19 protein-coding genes and 1 CRISPR repeat array (1 of these 20 cut by a window edge) are annotated in these 23,354 nt (G+C 53.4%); of the genes, 8 read left to right on the top strand and 11 right to left on the bottom strand.

Annotated elements, in window-relative coordinates; translation table 11 throughout:
* Positions 1–100: 100 nt before the first annotated feature.
* The 4 genes from RHJ80_RS02415 to RHJ80_RS02400 all read right to left on the bottom strand — a co-directional run bounded on the left by RHJ80_RS02415 (position 101) and on the right by RHJ80_RS02400 (position 4,859).
* Positions 101–1,309: an MlaD family protein gene (locus RHJ80_RS02415; RefSeq protein WP_310801394.1), complete on the bottom strand. Its 1,209-nt coding sequence runs from the start codon at positions 1,307–1,309 to the stop codon at positions 101–103.
* 41 nt (positions 1,310–1,350) lie between these two features.
* A complete protein-coding gene (gene nadB / locus RHJ80_RS02410) occupies positions 1,351–2,991 on the bottom strand; it encodes an L-aspartate oxidase (protein ID WP_310801393.1) in 1,641 nt (546 codons plus the stop codon).
* 31 nt (positions 2,992–3,022) lie between these two features.
* Complete coding sequence (gene psbU, locus RHJ80_RS02405) at positions 3,023–3,427, bottom strand: photosystem II complex extrinsic protein PsbU (protein WP_310801392.1); 405 nt, start codon at positions 3,425–3,427, stop codon at positions 3,023–3,025.
* 232 nt (positions 3,428–3,659) lie between these two features.
* Complete coding sequence (locus RHJ80_RS02400) at positions 3,660–4,859, bottom strand: adenylate/guanylate cyclase domain-containing protein (RefSeq protein ID WP_206200910.1); 1,200 nt, start codon at positions 4,857–4,859, stop codon at positions 3,660–3,662.
* A 316-nt stretch (positions 4,860–5,175) separates the two neighbouring features.
* On the opposite strand from RHJ80_RS02400, the gene RHJ80_RS02395 reads away from it, so the two are divergent.
* From RHJ80_RS02395 to RHJ80_RS02375, 5 genes are all read left to right on the top strand, one after another.
* Positions 5,176–5,670, top strand: coding sequence for a Photosystem I reaction center subunit III (locus tag RHJ80_RS02395; protein ID WP_206200909.1), 495 nt, complete (start codon positions 5,176–5,178; stop codon positions 5,668–5,670).
* A gap of 37 nt (positions 5,671–5,707) precedes the next feature.
* Positions 5,708–5,833, top strand: a complete 126-nt coding sequence (gene psaJ, locus RHJ80_RS02390) for a photosystem I reaction center subunit IX (RefSeq protein ID WP_011058244.1) — start codon at positions 5,708–5,710, stop codon at positions 5,831–5,833.
* A gap of 176 nt (positions 5,834–6,009) precedes the next feature.
* Positions 6,010–6,468 (top strand): 50S ribosomal protein L9, encoded by a 459-nt coding sequence (gene rplI / locus RHJ80_RS02385; protein WP_302678747.1) that lies wholly within the window; start codon positions 6,010–6,012, stop codon positions 6,466–6,468.
* A 14-nt stretch (positions 6,469–6,482) separates the two neighbouring features.
* Positions 6,483–7,832: a replicative DNA helicase gene (gene dnaB / locus RHJ80_RS02380; protein ID WP_310744039.1), complete on the top strand. Its 1,350-nt coding sequence runs from the start codon at positions 6,483–6,485 to the stop codon at positions 7,830–7,832.
* 102 nt (positions 7,833–7,934) lie between these two features.
* A complete protein-coding gene (locus RHJ80_RS02375) occupies positions 7,935–8,693 on the top strand; it encodes a ChaB family protein (RefSeq protein ID WP_302677228.1) in 759 nt (252 codons plus the stop codon).
* 67 nt (positions 8,694–8,760) lie between these two features.
* Here RHJ80_RS02375 and RHJ80_RS02370 read toward each other — a convergent pair whose 3' ends face one another.
* The 3 genes from RHJ80_RS02370 to RHJ80_RS02360 all read right to left on the bottom strand — a co-directional run bounded on the left by RHJ80_RS02370 (position 8,761) and on the right by RHJ80_RS02360 (position 12,516).
* A complete protein-coding gene (locus RHJ80_RS02370) occupies positions 8,761–10,638 on the bottom strand; it encodes a hypothetical protein (RefSeq protein WP_206200906.1) in 1,878 nt (625 codons plus the stop codon).
* A gap of 61 nt (positions 10,639–10,699) precedes the next feature.
* Positions 10,700–12,307 (bottom strand): glutamine-hydrolyzing GMP synthase, encoded by a 1,608-nt coding sequence (gene guaA / locus RHJ80_RS02365; RefSeq protein ID WP_302677225.1) that lies wholly within the window; start codon positions 12,305–12,307, stop codon positions 10,700–10,702.
* Positions 12,304–12,516 (bottom strand): hypothetical protein, encoded by a 213-nt coding sequence (locus RHJ80_RS02360; protein WP_310801391.1) that lies wholly within the window; start codon positions 12,514–12,516, stop codon positions 12,304–12,306. The genes guaA and RHJ80_RS02360 overlap by 4 nt, the downstream gene beginning before the upstream one ends.
* On the opposite strand from RHJ80_RS02360, the gene RHJ80_RS02355 reads away from it, so the two are divergent.
* Together RHJ80_RS02355 and lspA are read left to right on the top strand one after the other, a co-directional pair.
* Entirely contained in the window at positions 12,515–13,594 is a 1,080-nt protein-coding gene (locus RHJ80_RS02355) for an Mrp/NBP35 family ATP-binding protein (protein ID WP_149820305.1), read from the top strand. The genes RHJ80_RS02360 and RHJ80_RS02355 overlap by 2 nt on opposite strands.
* Entirely contained in the window at positions 13,591–14,067 is a 477-nt protein-coding gene (gene lspA, locus RHJ80_RS02350) for a signal peptidase II (RefSeq protein WP_310801390.1), read from the top strand. The genes RHJ80_RS02355 and lspA overlap by 4 nt, the downstream gene beginning before the upstream one ends.
* On the opposite strand, the gene RHJ80_RS02345 is transcribed toward lspA, so the two are convergent.
* Together RHJ80_RS02345 and RHJ80_RS02340 are read right to left on the bottom strand one after the other, a co-directional pair.
* On the bottom strand, positions 14,064–14,819 hold the full coding sequence (locus tag RHJ80_RS02345; protein ID WP_310801389.1) for a metallophosphoesterase: 756 nt from the start codon (positions 14,817–14,819) through the stop codon (positions 14,064–14,066). The two genes, lspA and RHJ80_RS02345, sit on opposite strands and share 4 nt — an antisense overlap.
* Before the next feature lie 11 nt (positions 14,820–14,830).
* A complete protein-coding gene (locus RHJ80_RS02340) occupies positions 14,831–16,498 on the bottom strand; it encodes a DUF3370 domain-containing protein (protein ID WP_310801388.1) in 1,668 nt (555 codons plus the stop codon).
* A gap of 482 nt (positions 16,499–16,980) precedes the next feature.
* On the opposite strand from RHJ80_RS02340, the gene RHJ80_RS02335 reads away from it, so the two are divergent.
* The gene (locus tag RHJ80_RS02335) at positions 16,981–17,709 is read left to right on the top strand and encodes a response regulator transcription factor (protein WP_206200901.1); all 729 of its coding nucleotides are present in this window, start codon (positions 16,981–16,983) and stop codon (positions 17,707–17,709) included.
* On the opposite strand, the gene RHJ80_RS02330 is transcribed toward RHJ80_RS02335, so the two are convergent.
* Positions 17,706–19,541: an NYN domain-containing protein gene (locus RHJ80_RS02330; protein ID WP_310801387.1), complete on the bottom strand. Its 1,836-nt coding sequence runs from the start codon at positions 19,539–19,541 to the stop codon at positions 17,706–17,708. The two genes, RHJ80_RS02335 and RHJ80_RS02330, sit on opposite strands and share 4 nt — an antisense overlap.
* A 53-nt stretch (positions 19,542–19,594) precedes the next feature.
* The gene (gene rlmN / locus RHJ80_RS02325) at positions 19,595–20,608 is read right to left on the bottom strand and encodes a 23S rRNA (adenine(2503)-C(2))-methyltransferase RlmN (RefSeq protein ID WP_310801686.1); all 1,014 of its coding nucleotides are present in this window, start codon (positions 20,606–20,608) and stop codon (positions 19,595–19,597) included.
* A gap of 465 nt (positions 20,609–21,073) precedes the next feature.
* Positions 21,074–23,354: a CRISPR direct-repeat array (repeat unit 36 nt; unit sequence GTGCCTCTACCTCTGATGCCGTAAGGCGTTGAGCAC); it runs 874 nt beyond the window's last position.

Here is a 23,354-nt window from a genome sequence, read left to right as displayed (position 1 = left end):
GCACCAGCAAACCGCAATCCAGATGTTTCCCGTCGTCGTATCGAAGTGCGCTTTACCTGTATGGGTAGCACAGAAACCGCCCGCTCAACCAATTGCCAACCTAAGGATCACTGGTCACGGCAGCTTCTTCCTCTTTGGGGGGCGTCGCAGCCACACTTGGACTCGGGGCAGGGTTGGGGGGGGGTGGCTGAGTTTCTCCTAGGGAAGTGGCATGGAGTGCCAAGAATTGCTGCTCAAGCTCCTCACTCGAAGCCAGGAGGCGGCTAAGGATTTTAATGAGGCGTCGCAAATCAGACTGGAAGGATTCATCGCCCGTGAGTTTGAGCAAGTCATTCGTGAGTTTTTGGGCATTGATAAATGTTGCCCGTGCTGCATCTAGGGTTTGGGCGATCGACAGCATAATGATAGGACTGCTCAGGGCTCCGGAAACTTTATTCAGATTAGCCGCTGCTTCAGCACCATTTTTAATGAGGGCATCCAAATTGGCCAATAATTCCCCCTGCTCCAGCTGCTTGGTCAGGGGACGAAGGGCATGAAGCGTGGTTCTCAGCTCTCGAGCCGCGCCATCAATGTTGCGCAAGGCGGAGTTAATCGTGTTGCGGTTGACCTCAACGATTTCACTAATTTGATTGGCCGCACGGGTCACCGCTTGCGAGGCCGTGCCAAAATTCCGTAGTTCAGCACGGGCTTCATTACTGAGGGCGTTGAAACTATCGAGGGCAGTGGTCACCTTCGTCAGGGATTGATCGGCACGATTGACGGTGCGGGTTGCGCCCAGAATGAGGGTATTGGCGTTATTGATAATCCCTGATTCTTCCAGCGCTAGGGTAAAGCGGGTAGCTGCCCGTATCAGGTCTTCGAGGCTGGCTGTTCGGACGCCCGTCACGCGATCGCCATTGCAGTAAATCAAGTCTGGTTGGCACTTGGGGGCAAAGGCAGTGACGCCCTCGGGAATCTCTGGTACCCGCTCCTTGGGGGTAAAGTCCAAGAAGGCCTGACCAATAAAGCCCGACTGGCGAATCTCCGGTACAGCACTACGGGGAATCAACACATTATTGACGCGCACACTCACTTGGACACCATTGGCGTCAAACCCAATGGCCGTGACGCGACCCACTTGGACACCGCGATAGCGCACCTGTGTCCCCACCGCTAAGCCGGGTGCTGTATCCAATTCCACCTCAAGGGTGTAGCTATTGGTACCGGCAAGGTTGCCCCGCAACCAGAGTAGGCCGACCCCTAATGTGGCTAAGCCCGCAAGGATCACCAGACCCACCAAACTTTCCTGCACACGCCGTGACTGCATCATAGGGATAGATCACCGCAAAAAATTTTTGGAATCTATAGCAACTATAGTTTACTCTGGACGCCTTGAATTGCCGCTTTTTGCCAGTGCTCTCCCCAAATTAGGGTGTGCATTTGCCAATTGGGATCGGGTTGGGGGTAGTCTTGACGGTAGTGGCCTCCGCGGCTTTCCTCCCGAAAGAGGGCACTTTTGAGAATTAAGTAGGCAATGTCCAAGAGATTGCGTAGCTCGCCCCATTCCCAAAGAGTTGTCTGGGCGGCTGTATTGCTGAGGGTATAGCAGTGATTGGGGTTGAGTTCACGAAGGGCGATCGCAATCGGATGAGCCAGCAATTCTTGGCGCCATTCTTTCACTTGGGAAAGAGCGGCCATCAGTGTGGGAGCATCGCGACAAATGCCAGCACTTTGCCACAGGAGTTCCCGCAGATCTTGGCGCCACTGCCGAAAACTCACTGGCTCAATTTCAAGGGCTTGCTGGCTAACAGGGGACACCGCCAAGGGAAGGGGCTGAGGGTGCAGATGTGCCAGTTGAGCTGAAAAGACAAAGCATTCCAAAAGGGAGTTACTCGCAAGGCGATTGGCACCGTGGACACCAGTACTGGCAACTTCACCAACGGCATAGAGGCCGGCAAGGCTGGTCTTGGCCTGTAAATCGGTGACGACTCCTCCCATCCAGTAATGGGCTGCTGGAGACACGGGAATGGGTTGCTGTTCAACATCAATGCCCCACTGCCGACAGACAGCAATGATTTTCGGAAAACGGTAGTGCAGGCGATCGCGAGAAATCGGTCGTAAGTCCAGCCAGACATGGGGGGCATGGCTCTGCTGAAGGTGACGGTAAATGGCGCGACTGACAATATCCCGTGGTGCCAGCTCGCCAGCAGGATGGTAGTCCGCCACAAAGCGATGCCCTGTGTGGTCTATGAGATGTGCCCCTTCACCGCGCACTGCTTCACTGATCAGAAATCGCGGTGCTCCCTCAACGGCAAGAGCGGTGGGATGAAATTGGAAAAACTCGACATCCCGAATATGTGCTCCTGCCCGCCATGCCATTGCCACACCATCGCCAGTGCTTAAGGGGGGATTCGTGGTTTGGGCAAAAACTTGACCGCCGCCCCCCGTGGCGAGAACAACTGCCCCCGAGCGCAGCCACTGAAGTTGTCCCTGACGCAACAGACACACCCCACAGCATCGCCCCGACTCTAGCCACAGATCAAAGACAAAGCTATTGGGCAGAAGCGTGATATGGGGTGCAGCAGTGACCTGTTCGAGCAGTGTTGTAATCAGGGCTTGACCTGTGGTGTCAGCGGCATGAAGTACCCGAGGACGAGAATGAGCCGCTTCGAGGGTCAGAGCCGGGCGATCGCCCACGCGATCAAAAGCTACCCCCATCGCCAAGAGCCGCTCCACCTGTGCCGGTGCCTGCTCAACCAAAAACTGGACACTCACTGGATCACAGAGGCCAGCCCCCGCAGCAAGGGTATCTTGGGCATGGAGTAGGGGAGAATCCGCCGGGTCAATGGCCGCAGCCATACCACCTTGTGCCCAGCCACTGGCAGATTGGCGAAGGTCAGTTTTGGTAATCAGGCCAATGCGATAGCTAGGGGGAAGGGCAAGGGCAGCACTGAGACCCGCAGCACCACTGCCAATGATTAAGACATCAAATCCAGAAGTTGCGGGAGTCAACGCTAACCCAAAATTGATCTAATGAGGGTAGTTATTTGTATAGCCCATTATTATAGCGATCGCCACCCTCAACGAGAGCCGTTTCCACCTCGGTCACCGTAAAGTGATCCAAGTTTTCCCGCAGAATTTCCTTTTGCCGCTCCGTCAAGCCGGGAATATTCAGGACATCTTCAACGGATTGGTAGGGGGCATTTTTAACGATTAACTTCGCTAGGGTTGGGTATAACCCCCGGTATTGAATAAAGGCGGCAATGTTGGTATTGTTAAGGTCAATTTTTTGGCCATAGGCAGTGCCAAGTTTCTCATCTACCACATTGACCAGTTCTTCCTCGGTGGATGCAGTTGCCGCCAAGGTTGGGGCACTCCAGTTGATCCAGCCCAACAGGCTAACGCCCACGAAGTAAGCCAGTGCTAGCCAGCGGCCCAAACGTTGCATAATTCCTTTACCTCCCAAATCTCACAGGTCATTACAAAAAACAGCGGTTCATTAAGAGTCAAAGCAAAGAACTGACCACATCGCACAGCAAGCGCAGGCGGCGGTAGCCGAAGTAGGGTGACAGAGGAAACTGAGGCATCACGCCCACAATAGACTGATGTCTAGACTGCCCCCTACAGGTGATTCAATAATATCAGAGGGAGGCCGTCCCTTAATCCCTTTTTTCAGGTGTTTAGTGCAGGGTGTCCCTCCCTTTGATGGCTTGGGCAAGGAACCGATGGAGGTCATCAAAGCTGCCCACGTAGGCGGGTACAGGAGCATCATAGCCCTTGAGGTTCAGCACTTGGGGTCGAAAGGGGACAACGGTTGGACAAGACTGCACAAGGTAGTGGTAGGTGGTTGCCCCCATAGCCAGATCAGCGGCAATGGTTTTGGTGGCACTCTCAAGGCGAAAGGCAGCGTTAACGGTATCTCCCAGAGCAGTATAGTCGGGGCGATCGCCACTCCCCGTATTACCCACCATGGCATAGCCCGTATTCAAACCAGAACCAATGCGCAGTGGCCACGGCAAGGGATAGTGCTGGTGCAGTTCTCCCGTCATCAGCCGTAAATCCTCTAAGGCAGAGAGGGTGTGGCAAATTTCTTGATAGCCAATCTCCTCGCTTTCGTGGATCCAAACCGCCATGACCGCATCGCCAATGTACTTATCAACCCAACTGCCGTACTGACGAATAATCTCGCCCGCCCGATGAAACCACGTGCCAATTAGCTCCGACAGTAGCTCCTCTTCGAGTTGCCGCGTTAGCTTGGTAAAGTCACGAATATCCACCACCAGAACCGTCAACAGGCGGCGGACATGGAGCAGTGCTGTGGAGGAGCCTTCGGATTGAGGCAAAGACAGAGTGGCATTTTCGGCAAATAGGGAGGCAAAGGGTTCGTTAAAAAAGTCCAGTTCCGTTTGGCCAAAGGTAATGCGATCGCCATTGTGCAGGGCCACGGGAATACTGACGCGGCGACCATTGACGAACGTGCCATTGCGACTGCCGAGATCAATGAGATAAAACTCCCCCTGTCCCATGCGCTGAATCATGGCATGGTTCCGTGACATCCAGCGATCGCTGAGCACAATGGAATTGTCTTCACTGCGGCCAATGGTCCAGCAGTTCCCCCCTGTCAAGGGAAAATAACAAACCGTGTCCTCACTCACCAGTGCCAGATGGGGTTCTGAGGGGGGTGGGGTCTCAAGGTGAACGACCTCAGGGGCGCCGGGAATCTGCGAGAGGGTATGGCGGAGTTGATTAATAATTTGCTGCTGACGCAAAATAATCGCCACTAACTGTTGGGCAGGTAAGGTCTCGAGGATCTTTTGGTCGGGCAAGTTAAAGGTCAGGTCAGCATCCATGGGGGGTAAAATAGGAGAAACACTTTTCATGGTTGCGAAATCACCGTGGGTCAGCTCTCCCCCCAGCGCCACCGATGTGTAGATGTTTCAAAGTCAAATCCAGCAATAGATCCAGTCTAGCAAAGGAGCTTTGTCTGGCTCAATAGATGCAGTTTGTGCGGTAGCACCAATCAACCATAGAACGATCGCCAGAGGAAGCATTAGTCAGCATTTGCCCTCGTAAAAATTATTAACCTTTCCCCTAGGGTTGGGTTGAAGCCCATCCGCTAAAATGATGGCAGCTTTGGGAGGGATTGCTCTCTCCGTGAATGCACTTTGACCTGTCTGCATTTGAGGACAACACTCCATGCGTCGATTGTTAGCCCTACTCCTTGTCTTGACCCTGTGGCTAGGTTTTACCCCTCTAGCCGCCGCTGATGTGGCAGGACTCGTCCCCTGCAAAGATTCTCCTGCCTTTCAAAAACGTGCTGCCGCTGCTGTGAATACCACCGCTGATCCCGCCTCCGGTCAAAAACGGTTTGAGCGCTATAGTCAAGCCCTATGCGGCCAAGATGGTTTGCCCCACCTCGTTGTGGATGGTCGCCTCAGCCGTGCCGGTGATTTTCTCATTCCCAGTGTGCTCTTCCTGTACATTGCCGGCTGGATTGGCTGGGTGGGTCGCGCCTACTTGATTGCTGTGCGCAACAGCGGTGAGGCCAATGAAAAAGAAATCATTATTGATGTGCCCCTTGCCATCAAATGCATGCTCACGGGGTTTGCTTGGCCATTGGCTGCCCTCAAGGAGCTGGCATCGGGTGAACTCACCGCCAAAGACAACGAAATCACCGTTTCCCCTCGCTAGCTTCACTGTTTGTTGACTGTCATAAGGACGACGTACCATGAAACACTTTTTGACCTATCTTTCCACCGCGCCCGTGCTGGCCGCCATTTGGATGACGATTACCGCTGGGATTTTGATTGAGTTTAATCGTTTCTATCCCGACTTGCTCTTCCATCCCCTCTAAGTGAACCCTTAACTTTGGAACAAACTCGGTACAAGGGTGGAACAGCGTTCTGCCCTTTTTTTGTCGCAATTGCTGCCGAGAGGCTATAGAATAGTTATTTGTCCTAAAATAGCAGCCGTAGCCACCAGCGCTGACGCTTGCTGTTAACCCATCCAGTTCAATGAAAGAGGATCCCCATGGCAAAGCGGGTGCAAGTTGTCTTGAATGAAACCGTCAATAAACTCGGGCGAATGGGTCAAGTTGTCGAAGTCGCCCCCGGCTATGCCCGTAATTACCTATTTCCAAGAGGGATTGCCGAGCCAGCAACCCCCAGTGCCCTGCGGCGCGTAGAGCGGCTCCAAGAAAAAGAACGGCAGCGGCTTGCCGAACTCAAAGGCGTTGCTGAAAAACAAAAAGCCACCCTCGAAAAACTGGCCACCATTACCATCTCAATGCCCGTGGGCGAAAAAGATATGCTCTTTGGCAGCGTTACACCCAAAGATGTGGCCGATGCGATTCAAGCGATTACGGGTGAAACCATCGATCGTCGCGAAATAACTCTGCCGGAGATTCGCAAATTGGGCACCTACACGTCTGAAATCAAGCTTCACCCCGAAGTGAGTGTCAAACTCAATATCCAAGTCGTTGCCGATTAGGGCTAGCCTCCTTGATGGTTCAGGAGCCAAGTTTTCAGCCCGATAGCCAACTGATTCCCCCCCAGAACCTCGAAGCGGAAGAGTGGATCTTGGGGGGTATTCTCTTAGACCCGGAAGCGATCAACCGGGTGGTGGATATTTTGCCGGTTGAGGCCTTTTACCTCAGTGCCCACCGCGAGATCTATCGGGCAGCGGTTTCGCTCCACAGTCGCGGTAGTCCCACAGATCTGCTGTGTGTGACTGCTTGGCTACAGGATCAAGGGCTACTGGACAAAGTTGGCGGGCACCCCAAACTGGCAGAACTGGTCGAGCGTACGGTTAGTGCAATTAACATTGATCGCTACGCCCTCTTGGTCAAGGAAAAATACCTGCGCCGTAAGCTTATTGAAGCCGGTACCCATGTGGTGAAGCTGGGTTACGATAGCAGCCTCCCATTGAATGTGATCTTGGATCAGGCCGAGCAGCAGATCTTTAGTGTGACGCAGGATCGGATTCAGCAGGGATTGACCCGCACCGATGAAATTCTTACCCGCACGTTTACGGAATTGGAGCAGCGGGCGATCGGTCATATTCAGCCGGGTCTATCCTGCAATTTCTATGATCTGGACAACATGACCCAAGGCTTCCAGCGATCGGACTTGATTATCATTGCCGGTCGTCCTTCAATGGGCAAGACGGCGATCGCCCTACAGATTGCCCGTCGCATTGCCGAAATTCATAATCTGGGGGTGGCGATCTACAGCCTTGAGATGTCCAAGGAGCAACTGGTGCAACGTCTCCTTGCCAGCGAAGCCCGCATTGACAGCAACTATTTACGGGCGGGGCGCATTAGCCAACACCAGTGGGAACCCCTAAGTCGGGCGATCGGTATTCTCTCGCAACTGCCCATCTACATTGACGACACTCCCAATCCCACCCTTGGGGAGATTCGCTCCACTGCCCGTCGTCTCCATGCCGAGCATCCCAATGGCCTCGGCCTCATTTTGATTGACTATCTGCAACTAATGGGTGGCGAAGAAACTACCGAAGGTCGGGTGCAGGAACTCTCCAAAATTACCCGCTCCCTCAAGGGACTGGCGCGGGAACTCAATGTCCCTGTCATTGCCCTCTCCCAACTCAGCCGCAGTGTTGAATCACGGCAAAATAAACGCCCCCTGATGTCTGATTTGCGCGAATCCGGCTCTATTGAACAGGATGCCGACTTAGTGATTCTGCTGTACCGCGATGAATATTACAACCCTGACACCCCCGATCGCGGCATTTGTGAACTCCTGATTGCCAAGCACCGCAATGGCCCAGTGGGCACCGTCAAGCTCCTCTTTGACCCCCAATACACTCGCTTTGAAAACCTTGCCCGCGATTAGTCGAGTGGGGAGAGCGTTCTGTTTCCTCACCTTGGAGGTTCGGTGTCAACGATAATTGCTCGTATCTATACTGGGGTCATGTCCTGATGAGGAAACCCATCAATGCGTACGACTTTTGCTCAACCAGCAACAAAATGTGTCTCGGCCACCTTCAAGGAAGAGGCCAAAGTCAAAGAGGCGATCGAACGACTCTTGAATCGCGGTGTGCTCAAGGAAAATATCTCAATCATTGGCCGCAATTTTCAGTCTGAAGCCCGCATTAGTGGATTTATTACTAAGAAAGATATTATTTTGGATGGCGTCACCACGGGTGCCCTCTATGGCTCGGTGTTTGGTTCACTGCTGAGTTTGCTGACCGGAGTCGGCGTTCTGTTTATTCCTTTTATTGGCGTTGTGGCTGCTGCTGGCCCTCTGGCGGCTGCCCTTTTGGGGGCGACCAGTGGTGCGCTCTATGGTGCTTTGGGCGCCGGCCTAGGATCCGCACTGATTTCCTTGGGGATGCCGCAGGACAAAGCTGCCATTTATCAAACGCGGGTACAGGCAGGTGAATTTTTGCTGGTCGTTGAAGTCCCTGAGGACAAAGCCGGCGAGATTTTTCTCCTATTGCAATCCGCTGGCGGTCAAGAGGCAGCCATTACGGAGATGCAAATTCCGCGTCAGCCTGAGGGGCAGTTGTCTGGGCCAGAGGATATTTCCCCAGAGGTACGCGCAGATCTCTCGGAGGCCGCTCAGTCTAAATTTGTCGAAGCCTACAACGAGGCGCTGAAGGAGTCCAACGATGAAAAAAATGCCCTCATTAAGGCGTGGGAGCACATCAAACGCCTCTTCCAACGGGATGATAAAGGCATCTACGGCAGTTAGGCGTTAGCCCCTGCTCCCCCTTCATTGCGCTTGAGGGGGGACTAACAACTATTGAGTTTGCATGACTTTAATTCTCCTGTGGCCGCGATCCGCCAAACAGCCAATGGAGGTTGACCCCCACCCCCGGCGACCCCTGACCGACAAGACCTGCATTGGGAATACTGCTGCCGACTGCCGTTGATCCATAGAGATCAATGCCTAGTCCCCACTGGGGCACGACGTAACGCAAGCCGGCACTATAGACCCCCGTTTGCCCAAAGACCGGCGTGGCTTCGGCAATGAATTGGAGGTTGCGGACTACCTCAACATTGAGGCCGACCCCCACACCACCGACGATTTTTTGGCTGGGACTAAAGATGCCCAACTTGGGATTCAACAGGAGTGCCACATTCTTGGTTGGCTCATACATAAAGGCCAGTTCCAAGCCGCCTAGGGAACGACTGCCACCTCCCCCCTGCTTAATGCCACGATTAAATGAGCCTTGAAAGGCCAAAGAAAAGGGATCCCCTTGAGCCTGATCGAGGAAACGCAACTTCGCTGCTAGCCCCAACTGCAAGTTACCGCTGTAGTTGATGTTTTCGATGAGGGTTTCGCCGCGTTCCCACTGTTCAATGGCAATGGCAAATTGGGCATCGTAGGCAAGACCAAAGCCCACTTGAAAACCGGTTCCTGTGGTGCCGCTATTGCCCCGCAGGTGCAGCATCCCCGGATCAAGGGTGCTGGGGGAGGTAAGGGTGAGGCCATTGAGTAAAAGCTGGCGATCGCGATCCGTGAGGGGTTGCCGCGGCCCACTGCGAAAACTGGGCAAAAAGGGTGGCGCAAAATCAGGCCCCATATTGGGGGTATAGCTTAATCCCGCCATGACACCCACTTGATCCGCACCGGGCAAAAAAGCCAAGGTACGACTTGCAGGTGTAATGCCAAAGGCGTTGGTGGCTGCCAAATCAATACTCACTGAAGGGTTCACTAGAAAGCGCACACCGGCACTCCACACGGGCAGGTTGACGATCGCGCCATCGCTACTGCGCACGGCATTGCCCCCCGGACCGACGGGCATATTGACATCGGCAAAAAGATTAAAGCGAGGATGGGGCTGCCAACTGATGCCTGTGCCAAAGTTGAAGTTCGTGCCGTAAAATTCCCCTCCCTTGTTCACTGTGTCGGGAAAATAGGTGAGGTTGGGCGTAAAGTGCCACTGCAACTGGGGATTAAAGGAATAGGTCATTGGCGCTTGCAATGAGGCGGCAACCGTCCAAGTACCTGCTTGGGCAGCACCCGGCACAAAGAGGAAATTGTCCGATCGCACCCGTACTGCCTCTAGGGAGCCAGCCACAGCCACCGATAGATTCTCGCCGCGATGCACTTGATATTTGAGACCAGCAGCGATCGCCCCAAACTGAAGGTCGGGCTGTAGCCCCTTCACCAAGCGTCCCAAGGGATCGTCGTAGTAATTGCCACTAAAGCTCACTTGCAAGCGATGATTGATCGCATAGTCAATGGAGCCATAGAAAATTTGCAGACCGCCGCCGCCCCCAGCCACTTGGGGATCATAGTTGCGAATTCCCCCCCGTAGTTCAAGGGTTTGCTCCGGCAGGATATTGGCAGTCTCCAAGTTAAAGAGACGGGTGGGCGGACGCATTAAGGGAGGAATGCGATACTGGGGTTCCTCGGCAATGACGGGTGTCGGTGCCTGCTCAGCTACAGGGGGCAAAATGGGTTGCGCCAGTTCTTCTGGCGTTGCTGGCTGCCACGGGCGATCGCCCCTAGGTTCGGGAACGGCTTGCCATTGGGGCAGTGCTTCCACCGTTGGTGCCACTTCAAAGGTGGGGTGAGTTATTGGCCGAGCCTCAATTTGCCATTGGGGCGGGCTAGATTGCGCCGTTGCCGCGAGGGGCAGCCATACACCTGCACTAAAGCCAAGGGCCAGCGTCCATTTGCCATTCATGCCACATCACTCACACCACCATCTCTCCCAGTTAAACCGATCGCTCCCCTTTCTGGCAAATTTATTCCCACTCAATGGTTCCCGGTGGCTTGGAGGTAATGTCATAGACCACCCGATTCACCCCCGGCACCTCGTTGACAATGCGGTTGGAAATGCGCTCGAGGAGATCGTAGGGCACCCGTGCCCAATCAGCGGTCATTCCATCTTCACTGGTGACAAACCGCAGCACCACTGGATAGGCATAGGTTCGCTGATCGCCCATTACCCCCACAGTGCGAATCGGCAGCAGCACCGCAAAGGCTTGCCAAAAGTCGTGGTACATCTCGGCGCGGTTAATTTCCTGCCGCACAATCAGATCCGCATCCCGCAGAATCTCTAGGCGTTCCGGGGTCACTTCCCCCAGAATCCGAATCGCTAAACCGGGACCGGGAAAAGGATGCCGCCGCACAATTTCTTCGGGCAGACCCAGCGATCGCCCCACTTGGCGCACTTCATCCTTGAAGAGCTTGCGCAGGGGTTCCACCAGCTTAAAGCGCAGGTTCTCCGGCAGACCGCCCACATTGTGGTGGCTCTTGATTTTCACCGCTACGCGCTCGCCAGTTTGCGGGTCAATGTTGGTATTTGCCGATTCAATGACATCGGGATACAGCGTGCCCTGAGCAAGGTAGTCAAAAGGTCCTAGCCGCTGCGACTCTTCTTCAAAAACGCGGATAAATTCATGGCCAATGCGTTTGCGCTTTTCTTCGGGGTCTGTGACGCCCACCAGTTGGGCAAGGAAGCGATCGCGGGCATTGACGTACTCCACCTTGATGTGAAACTGCTCTTGAAAGAGCTTGAGGAGTCGCTCCGGTTCGCCTTTGCGCATGAACCCTTGGTCAATGAACATACAGGTGAGTTGATCGCCAATGGCGCGGTGGAGCAAAAAGGCCAGTGTCGAGGAATCCACCCCCCCCGATAGGGCAAGGAGTACCCGTTTGTCCCCCACTTTGGCGCGCACTTCACGGATCGCTTCTTCGACAAAGGCAGCCGTTGTCCAAGTGGGTTCACAATCGCAGATGTGATAGACAAAGTTGCGGATCAGGGCAATACCGCCCACGGAGTGCACCACCTCTGGGTGGAACTGAACGCCATAGAGTTTCCGCTCTGGATGGGCGATCGCTGCCATTGGCGTATTGTGGGTATGCGCCAAGACGCGAAAACCGGGGGGCAACTCGGTGACGCTATCACCATGACTCATCCACATAATTGTTTCTTGCTCAACATTCGTGAGCAGATCCGTGGGGTCGTCAATAAAGAGCGCTGCCTTGCCATACTCGCCAGCGGTGGCTCGCTCCACAGTTCCCCCCAACTGTTGCACCATCAGTTGCATGCCATAGCACACGCCAAGGATGGGAATGCCGAGGTTCCAAATTTCTGGATCACATTGGGGAGCATTCTCGTCATAGACGGAGTTGGGGCCACCGGAGAGAATGATGCCCTTGGGGGCTAATTGGGCAAGTTGCTCAGCAGTGGTGCGGTAGGAAATGACCTCGGAATAGACTTGCGTCTCACGAATGCGGCGGGCAATGAGTTCCGAGTATTGCGACCCAAAATCAAGAATGACAATAAGTTGGCGTTGCAGGCCTTGGCCGGCGGCTGTGGCGGGTTGGTGGAGGGTGGAGTGAGTCAACGTTGCAATCCTTCTGATCCCAAATGGCTAATACTTTCCAGAATACCGCCCTTTTCTGAAATATGGTGTAGGCAAATGGGGGTGTGATCCTGTCTGAGAGCGGTCTTGGCTTGCATCGTTGGCTGTATCGCTGCTGTGGCTGGCGGAGGAATCTGCCCAACGGTGGTACGATCGCTATCTAAGTAGCGAATGTAACGAATCACCTGCATGAGTGCCCCCCTTACTGTTGAGTCTGTGTTGGCCGTTCTCCGTCCTGTGGAAGATCCCGAGTTACGGCGATCGCTAGTGGAACTCAACATGATCCGCGATGTTGCCATTGAGGATGGCACGGTTCGCTTTACACTGGTGCTGACAACCCCGGCTTGCCCCCTACGGGAATTTATTGTCGAGGATTGCAAGAAGGCCGTCTTTACTCTGCCGGGGGTGATGGATGTGCAAGTGGCGGTTACCGCTGAAACGCCGCAGCAAAAGAGCCTGCCCGATCGCACCGATGTAGCAGGAGTCAAGAACATTATTGCCGTCTCCAGTGGTAAAGGGGGGGTCGGCAAAAGTACCGTTGCGGTGAATTTAGCCCTTGCCCTTGCCCAAGCGGGGGCTGCCGTTGGCATTATTGATGCGGATATCTATGGGCCGAATGTTCCCACGATGCTGGGGCTAGAGGATGCCATTGTCGAAGTGCGCAAGGAAGCCAGAGGCGATGTCCTGTTACCTCCGGTAGCTCATGGTTTGAAAGTGGTGTCGATGGCCTTCCTGATTGATCGTGATCAGCCGGTCATTTGGCGCGGTCCCATGCTCAATGGCATTATTCGCCAATTTCTCTACCAAAGCGATTGGGGCGCATTGGACTATCTGATTGTGGATTTGCCCCCCGGCACTGGGGATGCCCAACTCACACTGGCGCAAGCGGTACCAATGGCAGGTGTAGTGATTGTAACAACGCCCCAACCTGTTGCCCTTGGGGATGCGCGGCGGGGATTGCGGATGTTTCAGCAGTTGGGAGTCACGGTCCTTGGGCTGGTGGAAAATATGAGCTACTTTATTCCCCCTGATTTGCCCAATCGTCGCTATGACATTTTTGGCAGTGGGGGCGGTGAAGCCTTGGCGGCGGAAATGGGTGTACCCCTTTTAGGACAGGTGCCCTTGGAATTGCCCGTGCGGGAAGGGGGAGATTTGGGTCAACCGATTCTCATTGCGGATCCGCAGTCTGCTTCGGCTCAAGCCCTACGGGCGATCGCCCAACAGGTGGCGGCACGGGTCTCAGTGGCCGCCCTTAGTCCTGTGGGATGAGCAGTAAGCGGCTCAAGATCAAGAATCCCCTTTTTTGGTGGGCGGCTGGCCTCGCCTTAATTAGCGATCGCCTGACGAAAGCATGGATTGTGGCCACCTATGCCCTAACAGTGCCGCCGCAAACAACGCCCATTATCCCCGGTGTCTTTCACATTACCTACGTTACAAATACTGGGGCGGCCTTTAGCCTCTTTGCCAATGGCAGTGTCTGGTTGCGCTGGCTGTCTCTCATCGTGAGCTTGGGTCTGATCACTTGGGCGGTGCTCGGTCCGAGATTAGATCGCTGGCAGCAAGTGGGCTATGGCTGTTTACTGGGTGGCGCCTTAGGCAATGGCATTGATCGCTTTCTCACGGGCGAAGTCGTTGACTTCTTGGATTTTCGCTGGATTCAATTTCCCGTCTTTAACGTGGCGGATATTGCCATTAATATCGGCATTGCGTGTCTTTTGTGGTCGGCATGGCGCCAGCGCTAGCTCGTGCTCCAAGAGAAATCTGCCAAATCCACAAGGAATGTTTCCAGTTCCCCTTGGCGGGTACCGCCGTAGAGGACATTCACTTGATAGACCCATTGATTCGTCCAATCCAGCGCCGTCAACCAACCACTGCGGCGATGATAAGCACCGGTTTCAATGTCTATCCAGCCAGCACCCCGCACGATTTGTCCTGCTTCGACATTGGGAAACGTAAAGGTAATCGTGTGGCCGACCACAATTGTTTTATCCACAAAGTAGGGGATGGGGTGGCCTAAAAACGACTCGCGGATCCAGCAGCACTCTTTACTGGTTTGCTGCACTAGGGGTAGTGTTGGATCAAGCCCCGCATGGACGATAAACACCGTTCCCAAATCCTGATAAAAAGGTACTCTGTGCAGCCAGTCGAGGTGCTGCCAAAGCAACTCTGTGGAGGTGTAGCTGGCAAGGGTCTCATCGCCACCACTATTGCACCAGACAAAGAGCCGCGCGGCATTGATTTGTTTGCCCTCGAAGGTGAGGAGCATCATGTCTTCGTGGTTGCCGCGCACAGCACCATAGCCACACTGGCGCACTAATTCCACGACAGCGGCACTACTCGGCCCTCGATCCACAAGGTCGCCAAGAAAGTACAGGCGATCGCCCACCCGAGGTGAGATGAGATCCAGTAAACGGCACAGGCCTTCATAGTGACCGTGGACATCCCCAATGAGAACAAGGCGATTGTCCTTTGGCCACGCGGCGCGATCGCCCACTCTCGTCACTCCTAGGGTGTCGTCACGGGTGTGAGGGACAAAGAATTGGGAGCGGCCGGCACTTGAGTCGTGTTCTCATAGCTAGGACCAAGCAATGTCGCTACTGTCAGCACTTGGGGTGGGGTGGCATCGGGTGGGTAGAGTAGATCCACAATAACATCCCGTTTTTCACTTGGACGCATATTTAATGTCACTAATGGTTCTCCCCGCTGACCCCGCCGCTGTACCAAGTGGACATAGCGCTCTTGCCTCTGTCCTAAATCATCTGTAAAGCGAACACGCACCGTTCCCCGGAAAAACACTTGGGGAGCCGGGGGTTCCAAAAATTGGAGGACGACACTGCGGTGATCTTGTTTGAGAGGGGTTTGCAGCGTTAGCACCACCGACTGGAACTGACGGGTATTGTTGACCAAGGGCAAGGTCAAACTATAGTGAACACCATAATTGCCATGGGCGTAGTAGGCGGTGTCTGGATAGCGTACCAACATGGGGGCACTTTGAATTTGACCCGTGCCAAGGGTGCCGCGGTGCAGCGTACTAATGCCATAGGAGATGGCTCGCCCCGGTGCCGGAATCGTTAAAGCCTGTCCATGGCTTTGGCCATCGGTGAGGGTGGCTTGCCAGCGAGAGCCTTGACTGACACCGGCCACACGGCCATAAAAGAAGCGCCCAAACTGACCACTATTGGGGGGCGTGGGTGGAATGTCGCGGGGGGTAACCAGTTGACCGCGATGGAGCATTGCCCACCATTCCTCTAGGGTGGGTGCCCGTTCGGTGCCCTGCTCGTTCATGCGGGCAAACATTGACATTTGCGCTAAGTAAATCGGGCCACTACTTTCTAAATACATCAGGGTGGAACGGCCATTGGAGGAGGAGACCTCACCAAAGGGATTTGTATCCGGGATTAGGGGTAACTTGGGGCCGACGCTGCCATCGGCATTGAGCATAAACTCTGCCCGAACCCGATTGAGTACCGCATTGGGAAATTGAGTGGGCAACGGCAGCGGCAAATTCGCCAGCATCCGCGCTTCGCGAGGGGGAATGGTTATCTGTGAGGGAAAGAACGTCTGCCGTACCCCCCGCAGCACTTGGTTGGTGACGCGACTCCCAGGCCCTGAAAAAACAAAGCCCGTGGGGTTATCGAGCATGGCGGGCAAATTGCGGAAGGGAGCATCTGGCGTACTTAAAAAACTAGCGGCTTGATGAAATCTCACCGTGACATAGCGATCCGTTGGGTTATAGGCCAGCAGCCCCAAATAGAGGGTTGGCGTACTCACCGCCCGATTGGATTGGGTAATGTGGTGGGCAAAGACATCAAAGCGCCCCTCTAAGGGATAGTTGAGGTGAGCCGCCGGTTGCCATTTCCCGTGGGGTGGAAAGGTGGAGAGGAGAATCCCCTCAGAACGCACCATCTCTGGACTGTTGCTGTTAAAGACCGGCACATCATCTAATTGGCCGGGGAGTGGACGAATGTCTTGGGGAAAATAGGCAAAATTGGTGGGTGTGACGTAGGCCGTTGCAGCGGGTGGGGAAGGGACTTCAGGGGGTGGAACGTTGACGGGTACCGCATTGGCCTGAACAACAACATTCGAGCGAGGCGAATATTCCTGTACAACGGTGGATGAATGTTGGGGTGGAGTTGCTAGAGCGGCTTGTGCCACAAGAATGGGAGCAAGCATATTCGATCCAAACCACAGCATTACATGAGTGAGCAGTTCGCAAAAGTCAGGACAGGATCATCGTTTCTGCCCAAAAGTTGCATTCCCAAAGTATAGCCTAGGTTTGTAGAAAATCCGCTGAAGACCGCATAAAGCTCGCGGCATGAACGTAATTCCGGTTTAGCTTGCTGCGCGTAATGCCAGCCTAGAACTGGGTTTCAGACTGCGCCAAGTGCTGATTAGAAAGTGGTCTAGGCCAATTCTCGATTGTTCAGTGTCCTATAGATTGGCCACGCTCAGCACTGGACAAGTTGATGCAGGATAGCCTCTGATCTGCTGGAGGTATCCCTTATTTTAGAGTAAGTTCTGTATCCCTAGATTGGTGTCAAATATTCAGAAAATCTAAAGAAACTCAACAAAGTCTTAAGGTTTTTGCTGCCATGTTTATAATTCTCTCAGAAGCGGTAGTTGGCCGCCCGTGAGGATTGAGTACTGTCAATTTTATGAAGCCCCGCATCTTAATCATTGATGATGACCCTGCGATCGCTGACGTTTTGGCAATTAACCTGCAAATGGCGGGCTACGAGGTCACAAAGTCCTTAGATGGGATGCAAGGGCAAGCCCTCGCCGTGCAACTCTCTCCCGATCTGATTCTCCTTGACCTGATGTTGCCCCAAGTGGATGGCTTTACAATTTGCCAACGCCTGCGCCGCGATCCCCGTACTCAAGATATTCCGATTTTGATGTTGACGGCCCTCAGCCAAACCCATAATAAAGTGGAAGGATTTAATGCCGGTGCCGATGACTATCTCACCAAGCCCTTTGAATTGGAGGAAATGCTGGCTCGGGTACGCGCCCTCTTGCGCCGCGCCGATCGCATTCCCGCCACGGCAGGCCATCGCGAAATCCTCAGCTATGGGCCATTGACACTAGTGCCTGAACGATTTGAGGTCTCTTGGTTTGGCAAAATTATTAAGCTGACGCGCCTTGAATTTGAACTCCTGCACTGCCTGCTGCAACGCCATGGCCAAACGGTCTCCCCCAGTGAAATTCTCAAGGAAGTCTGGGGCTATGACCCCGATGATGATATTGAAACTATCCGCGTCCATGTGCGTCACCTGCGGACAAAACTAGAACCGGATCCGCGGAATCCGCGCTATATCAAAACCGTCTATGGGGCTGGCTACTGTCTAGAACTGCCCAGTCAGATTGAGCCACCATCTGCATCCTAGGTTGGGTTGTTCGCAGTCGGTAGTTGTAGAGGCTTGAGGGGAACCGCTTGGGCAAAGACCTGCTCATTGATGGTTTCACCAATCTTGCTGAGGCGTTCTACCACGGCTTGGCGAAAGCGAATTTGTAGCTCGATCGCCAAACTAGAAAAGTCCGTGATGGCGGGGTTGAGGGTGAGGGTGTTCCCTGTTCGTGTTAGAATGCCCGCTTTGACATAGTTGGCGATCGCCCGCTTAATCCCCTGCTGACCAATGCGCTGCTGCTGCCGACGAGCTTGCTCAAGAATAATATTTATCATTCTCTCAAAAGGGGCATTGCGGGGACGATGGGCAATTAACCACTGTCCCACCTGAGTCAGTAAAAAATCTGCCGCCACTTCATCGGCAAAGATACCACGGTAGATCGAGACGGTGTGAATGGTTTGGGGACTGGAGGTGCGCAGGGTGTAGCGCTCAGGTAGGTTATTGCGCCAGCAGAGAATCGTTCTACCCAATTGACCATTCACCGCAACGCCAATTTGTAACTGATGGTGTGTGGTTAAGTAGGCCACTAATTCAGAGGGCTTGCAAAAGCCAAATCGCAGCGGATCCAATTGGGGGGCAACGGATCTCATTTCTAAAAATACGGTATTAAAGACCATACCCCTAGCCAATTCTCGCCGTCTTGTTGCATCAGTGGTGTAGTAGGAGAATAGCTCCAAAAGTTTTTCAGTTTCCCGTTGTTGAATCGCCGATGGCGGAATTTGTTCATAGTTCAACGGCTCAATGGGAAGACGCCGAGGTGAGGATGGCGCGGTGCGATTTTCTCGATTGGGTTGACGCGGGGGAGGCGTGCCGTTTCTGCCATTGGTGGCGGGGTCGGACTGAATGAAGGGATTCTCAAGGAAAATAAATTGGTGGCACACCCGCTGAAAGCTATCACTGGCGGCGTTACGGTAGGCACAGCCAATCACGGTTTTACCGTAATCCCGCAGGCGCAGGGCAATGGAGCCAAAGCCACCATCCCCGGAGATGAGCACAAAAGTATTGATGTCGGGATGTTGGTAGGCTAGATCAATGGCATCAAGGGCAAGTTGAATGTCCGCTGCATTACGCTGATTGTGATTGCGACCATAGACGCCAACCCGCTCGATTTGCGATCGCTCCAGTTGAGCGTTGAGGGCTTGGAGAATTTGATTTTGCCAGTTTCCATAGGCACGCTGGATGGCAATTTCCCCCAGATCAATAGTGCTTTTAATTGCCTCCAGAACGTTGTCTAGGGAAACAAGCTCATTCACTTGGGCGGGGTCTAGTCGCTGCCCTTGGTTAAAGACTAAGTTCTCAATGTCGTAGAGGACAGCGGTTTTTAGGGTGGTTGCTGGGGGTTGGGGTCTTTGCAGAAGGGTTTGAATGGTTTGCAGAGCCGCACTCTGGGCATGAATGGCTTCAATGAGCGGTTCAAGTTGCTGGGCAGCTAGTGGGGAGGCGTCCCTTAGATTGTCCGTGAGGGTTTGCCGTGTCTGGGCGATCTCGTGGAGAATCGGGTGCAGGGCTTCAGGAAGTGCTTGGTGCAGTTGCTGTTCAAGGTCAGTGAGTTGTCGGCGTTGTTGCTCCAGTTCTCGCAGCAGAAGTGCTTTGAGTTCGGTGGTCTCTGGGGAGGAGGAGAGGACGGTGTGAATGTCTCGAAGCAGGCGATCGCTACGGCGTTGGTTCTTTTCAATGAGGGGTGCACCCGCAAGGGCACCGATGCCACTCCCTAAAAGGGTTGCTAAGGGTTGTTGGGGTTGAATTAGTGTGGCAATACCACCGAGGGCGATCGCGCTAACAGGAGCAATGAACCAAAGCTCTGGCTTCATTCAAAATGTGATAGGAATTACACGAATTAGAAAATCATGATAGCAAAAAATGTTTAGGCACTGAGTTGGGCTTGGCGCAGTTGACCACAGGCGGCTTGCCGATCCAATCCCCGCGATCGCCGGATGCTCGCGGTTATGCCTAGGGCGTGCAGTTGAGCCAAAAATTGTCGCAATTGCTGATCACTGGGACGCTGATAGGCTGCTTCTGCAATGGGATTGTAGGGAATCAGGTTTACATGGCTTTGAAAGCCCCGCAATAGCTGCGCCAGTTCCTTAGCATGCTGGGGGCGATCGTTGACCCCCGCCAGAACCGTATATTCAAAGGTGACGCGGCGCCCCGTTTGCTGCACATAGGCACGACAATCGGCAATCAGTTGGCTGAGGGGATAGTGCTTGGCGCTGGGAATGAGCTGCTGCCGTAGGGCTTGGTTGGGGGCATGGAGGCTGACGGCAAGGGTGATTTGCAACTGATATTGTGCCAGTCGCTGAATTTGTTGGGGAATACCAACCGTTGAGAGGGTAATGTGCCGCTGACCAATGCCAATATCGCGATTCAAGCAGGTGACTGCTGGGATAACAGCCGCTAAGTTTAAGAGTGGCTCTCCCATACCCATAAACACCACATGGCTGACGCGCCGCCTCATTTCACTCTGGATCGTTAGCACCTGATCGACGATTTCATGGCAACCCAGATTGCGGCGATAGCCCCCTTTGCCCGTGGCACAAAAATCACAGGCCATGGGGCAACCCACTTGGGAAGATACACACACCGTCAGGCGATCGCCACTGGGAATGCCCACCGTTTCAATGGTTTCGCCATCAGCTAAGGTCAACAGAAGCTTCACAGTGCCATCTTGGGCATCATGGCGATAGCGAACTTGAGAGCGGCCAATTTCTACCTCAGCAAGGGCGTCACGCCACTGCTTGGGAAAAACTGTAATCTCTTGGAGCGATCGCGCCCCCTTTTGATAGAGCCACTGATGGAGTTGTTGTGCCCGATAGCTAGGCTGCCCTTGGGCTTCGACCCATGCTTTCAATTCTACTGCGGACTGTCCCAGCAGCGCCATAGTGTTCAACCGCTTCACTTCCCCTTGATCCTAACAAACTGCCAACCTGCTCTTTTCTGGAATAGGGGCACAAGAAAGAACGCTGAGGCGCTGGGACAATTGCTTTGCAGTTTTGCTAAGAGCAGTTAATCTTTCTCTTGCTGACGGGTCAGCAGCACTAAAATTTGCGAGACCCCAGAGAATGCCAGCTGAGTTTTGTCCAAGATTGTGGCGCATGCAAGCACCTCTGGACTCAAATATTCTCCGAACGCACCGATATTCAAATACAGCCCCTTGACTAGGTTTGAGAGTTTTTGTTAGATTTAGAGGTGCTTGAAAATCTCTGAACCTATTCCCCAGAGCGGGATTGACAACTGAATACTGGCCGAGGCTAAAAATTTTACAGTCACAAAAAAACCAAGTGCCAGAGGTGCTTGAAAAGTGACTGTGCTAAGCTAGTCCTAGAGGCATTTCTAGGGCGCCGCTGTGCCTCTACCTCTGATGCCGTAAGGCGTTGAGCACGAAAAGCTGCGTTAGGCGGCGCTGGAATTGGCGGTGCCTCTACCTCTGATGCCGTAAGGCGTTGAGCACAAGCTTTTGTTGTAATATCTTCTTTCTTTGCGTATGTGCCTCTACCTCTGATGCCGTAAGGCGTTGAGCACCCCGCTACACGTAAATATACAAATACAAAATTAGAAGGTGCCTCTACCTCTGATGCCGTAAGGCGTTGAGCACTATTTATCGGGCAAATAATAGAGCCCCGTCCAATTGTGCCTCTACCTCTGATGCCGTAAGGCGTTGAGCACCAGGGGAATTAGCGACAATAATGCCTTTGCTGGCTGTGCCTCTACCTCTGATGCCGTAAGGCGTTGAGCACGTTAAGTATGAAAGAAAGTACTCGTGCACCACCTTTATGTGCCTCTACCTCTGATGCCGTAAGGCGTTGAGCACTTCCATTTCTCCAGTGCAAAATCAACTAGAGCACGAAGTGCCTCTACCTCTGATGCCGTAAGGCGTTGAGCACACGTTGCGAAAATTTTAGGCTAGCCTAGGCGTAGTCGTGCCTCTACCTCTGATGCCGTAAGGCGTTGAGCACGAGATCAGTCTTCGTAGCAACCACCAGCGATCGGTGCCTCTACCTCTGATGCCGTAAGGCGTTGAGCACGCAATAGATCGCAACGGGAGCCCTCTTAGGCTCCCTGTGCCTCTACCTCTGATGCCGTAAGGCGTTGAGCACTATATTTTTCAAGGTATGGAGTTTGCTGATTTCCCTACGTGCCTCTACCTCTGATGCCGTAAGGCGTTGAGCACGGTCTAGGTAACTTTAATCCTAGCTTAAATCTTTTGTGCCTCTACCTCTGATGCCGTAAGGCGTTGAGCACCAACTTGACGCGCGATTTCGCGCATCAAATTTTCACGTGCCTCTACCTCTGATGCCGTAAGGCGTTGAGCACGGCAGTGGGCAGTCTTTCCTCACTTAGGGCAGTGTGCCTCTACCTCTGATGCCGTAAGGCGTTGAGCACTTGTAAAGGTTTTGAGATGCTGATTTCTGAATCAAGTGCCTCTACCTCTGATGCCGTAAGGCGTTGAGCACAAGTAATTATTGCAAGCAAGATCTTGGATTTCTTGTGCCTCTACCTCTGATGCCGTAAGGCGTTGAGCACTGCAAGAGCGAGAAAAACAACAGTTTAAAGATTTGAGTGCCTCTACCTCTGATGCCGTAAGGCGTTGAGCACAGCATTGGCAATCTGTCGATTGGTCGCCTGAAATGTGCCTCTACCTCTGATGCCGTAAGGCGTTGAGCACCTTGAGAAGCAAATTTTAGAGTATGTTAATCAAAAAAGTGCCTCTACCTCTGATGCCGTAAGGCGTTGAGCACATTCACGCTCCAAGCAAAACTGGGTTGCCACTTCTGTGCCTCTACCTCTGATGCCGTAAGGCGTTGAGCACGCCGAGACCGCGACCAGAACGACCAAAACGACCGTGCCTCTACCTCTGATGCCGTAAGGCGTTGAGCACGTAAAACATTTTACAGAAGTTATTAAGCTTTTACAGTGCCTCTACCTCTGATGCCGTAAGGCGTTGAGCACGCTTGCCGTGGCTTCTCGTTCTTGTTGTGGCTTCTCGTGCCTCTACCTCTGATGCCGTAAGGCGTTGAGCACTACAGTAGAGGCAATTGTTAAACAGATTAAAGGTGCCTCTACCTCTGATGCCGTAAGGCGTTGAGCACATGTCAGCGTACTGACAAACGTACCATCTTCGCGTGCCTCTACCTCTGATGCCGTAAGGCGTTGAGCACAACCCAAATGCTTACAAACATCTAAACTTACTGCGTGCCTCTACCTCTGATGCCGTAAGGCGTTGAGCACGAGTTCACTCCAGAAGTAACTGCAGAAGTTAAAGATGTGCCTCTACCTCTGATGCCGTAAGGCGTTGAGCACGATCTCGGGAAGATAAGGGTCTCTGACCTTCCATTGTGCCTCTACCTCTGATGCCGTAAGGCGTTGAGCACGATAGCGGTGACTATGTCTAACATAGATAAATTATGTGCCTCTACCTCTGATGCCGTAAGGCGTTGAGCACCCGTCTCCTAAATAAACAAATGAGGGTTTAACAGTGCCTCTACCTCTGATGCCGTAAGGCGTTGAGCACAAATAAAATAATCGCCTAGAAAATTAGGCTAGGGTGCCTCTACCTCTGATGCCGTAAGGCGTTGAGCACCGCCAATTGCCGCATATGCTCAATATAAGCATCGGGTGCCTCTACC

Origin of the sequence: Thermosynechococcus sp. QS41 (assembly GCF_031583515.1) — a bacterium.
In the GTDB taxonomy this organism is placed as follows: Bacteria; Cyanobacteriota; Cyanobacteriia; order Thermosynechococcales; family Thermosynechococcaceae; genus Thermosynechococcus.
This window is presented reverse-complemented; position numbering and strand designations above follow the sequence as displayed.

Bases quoted from the DNA above. Each gene is read 5' to 3' on its own strand.
- psbU (WP_310801392.1), bottom strand. From the start codon at position 3,427: ATGCAACGTTTGGGCCGCTGGCTAGCACTGGCTTACTTCGTGGGCGTT.
- RHJ80_RS02335 (WP_206200901.1), top strand. From the start codon at position 16,981: ATGAAGCCCCGCATCTTAATCATTGATGATGACCCTGCGATCGCTGAC.
- rlmN (WP_310801686.1), bottom strand. From the start codon at position 20,608: ATGGCGCTGCTGGGACAGTCCGCAGTAGAATTGAAAGCATGGGTCGAA.
- dnaB (WP_310744039.1), top strand. From the start codon at position 6,483: ATGGTTCAGGAGCCAAGTTTTCAGCCCGATAGCCAACTGATTCCCCCC.
- RHJ80_RS02415 (WP_310801394.1), bottom strand. From the start codon at position 1,309: ATGATGCAGTCACGGCGTGTGCAGGAAAGTTTGGTGGGTCTGGTGATC.
- lspA (WP_310801390.1), top strand. From the start codon at position 13,591: ATGAGCAGTAAGCGGCTCAAGATCAAGAATCCCCTTTTTTGGTGGGCG.
- RHJ80_RS02340 (WP_310801388.1), bottom strand. From the start codon at position 16,498: ATGCTTGCTCCCATTCTTGTGGCACAAGCCGCTCTAGCAACTCCACCC.
- RHJ80_RS02355 (WP_149820305.1), top strand. From the start codon at position 12,515: ATGAGTGCCCCCCTTACTGTTGAGTCTGTGTTGGCCGTTCTCCGTCCT.
- RHJ80_RS02400 (WP_206200910.1), bottom strand. From the start codon at position 4,859: ATGAAAAGTGTTTCTCCTATTTTACCCCCCATGGATGCTGACCTGACC.
- rplI (WP_302678747.1), top strand. From the start codon at position 6,010: ATGGCAAAGCGGGTGCAAGTTGTCTTGAATGAAACCGTCAATAAACTC.
- psaJ (WP_011058244.1), top strand. From the start codon at position 5,708: ATGAAACACTTTTTGACCTATCTTTCCACCGCGCCCGTGCTGGCCGCC.
- RHJ80_RS02395 (WP_206200909.1), top strand. From the start codon at position 5,176: ATGCGTCGATTGTTAGCCCTACTCCTTGTCTTGACCCTGTGGCTAGGT.
- RHJ80_RS02360 (WP_310801391.1), bottom strand. From the start codon at position 12,516: ATGCAGGTGATTCGTTACATTCGCTACTTAGATAGCGATCGTACCACC.
- RHJ80_RS02330 (WP_310801387.1), bottom strand. From the start codon at position 19,541: ATGAAGCCAGAGCTTTGGTTCATTGCTCCTGTTAGCGCGATCGCCCTC.
- RHJ80_RS02370 (WP_206200906.1), bottom strand. From the start codon at position 10,638: ATGAATGGCAAATGGACGCTGGCCCTTGGCTTTAGTGCAGGTGTATGG.
- RHJ80_RS02375 (WP_302677228.1), top strand. From the start codon at position 7,935: ATGCGTACGACTTTTGCTCAACCAGCAACAAAATGTGTCTCGGCCACC.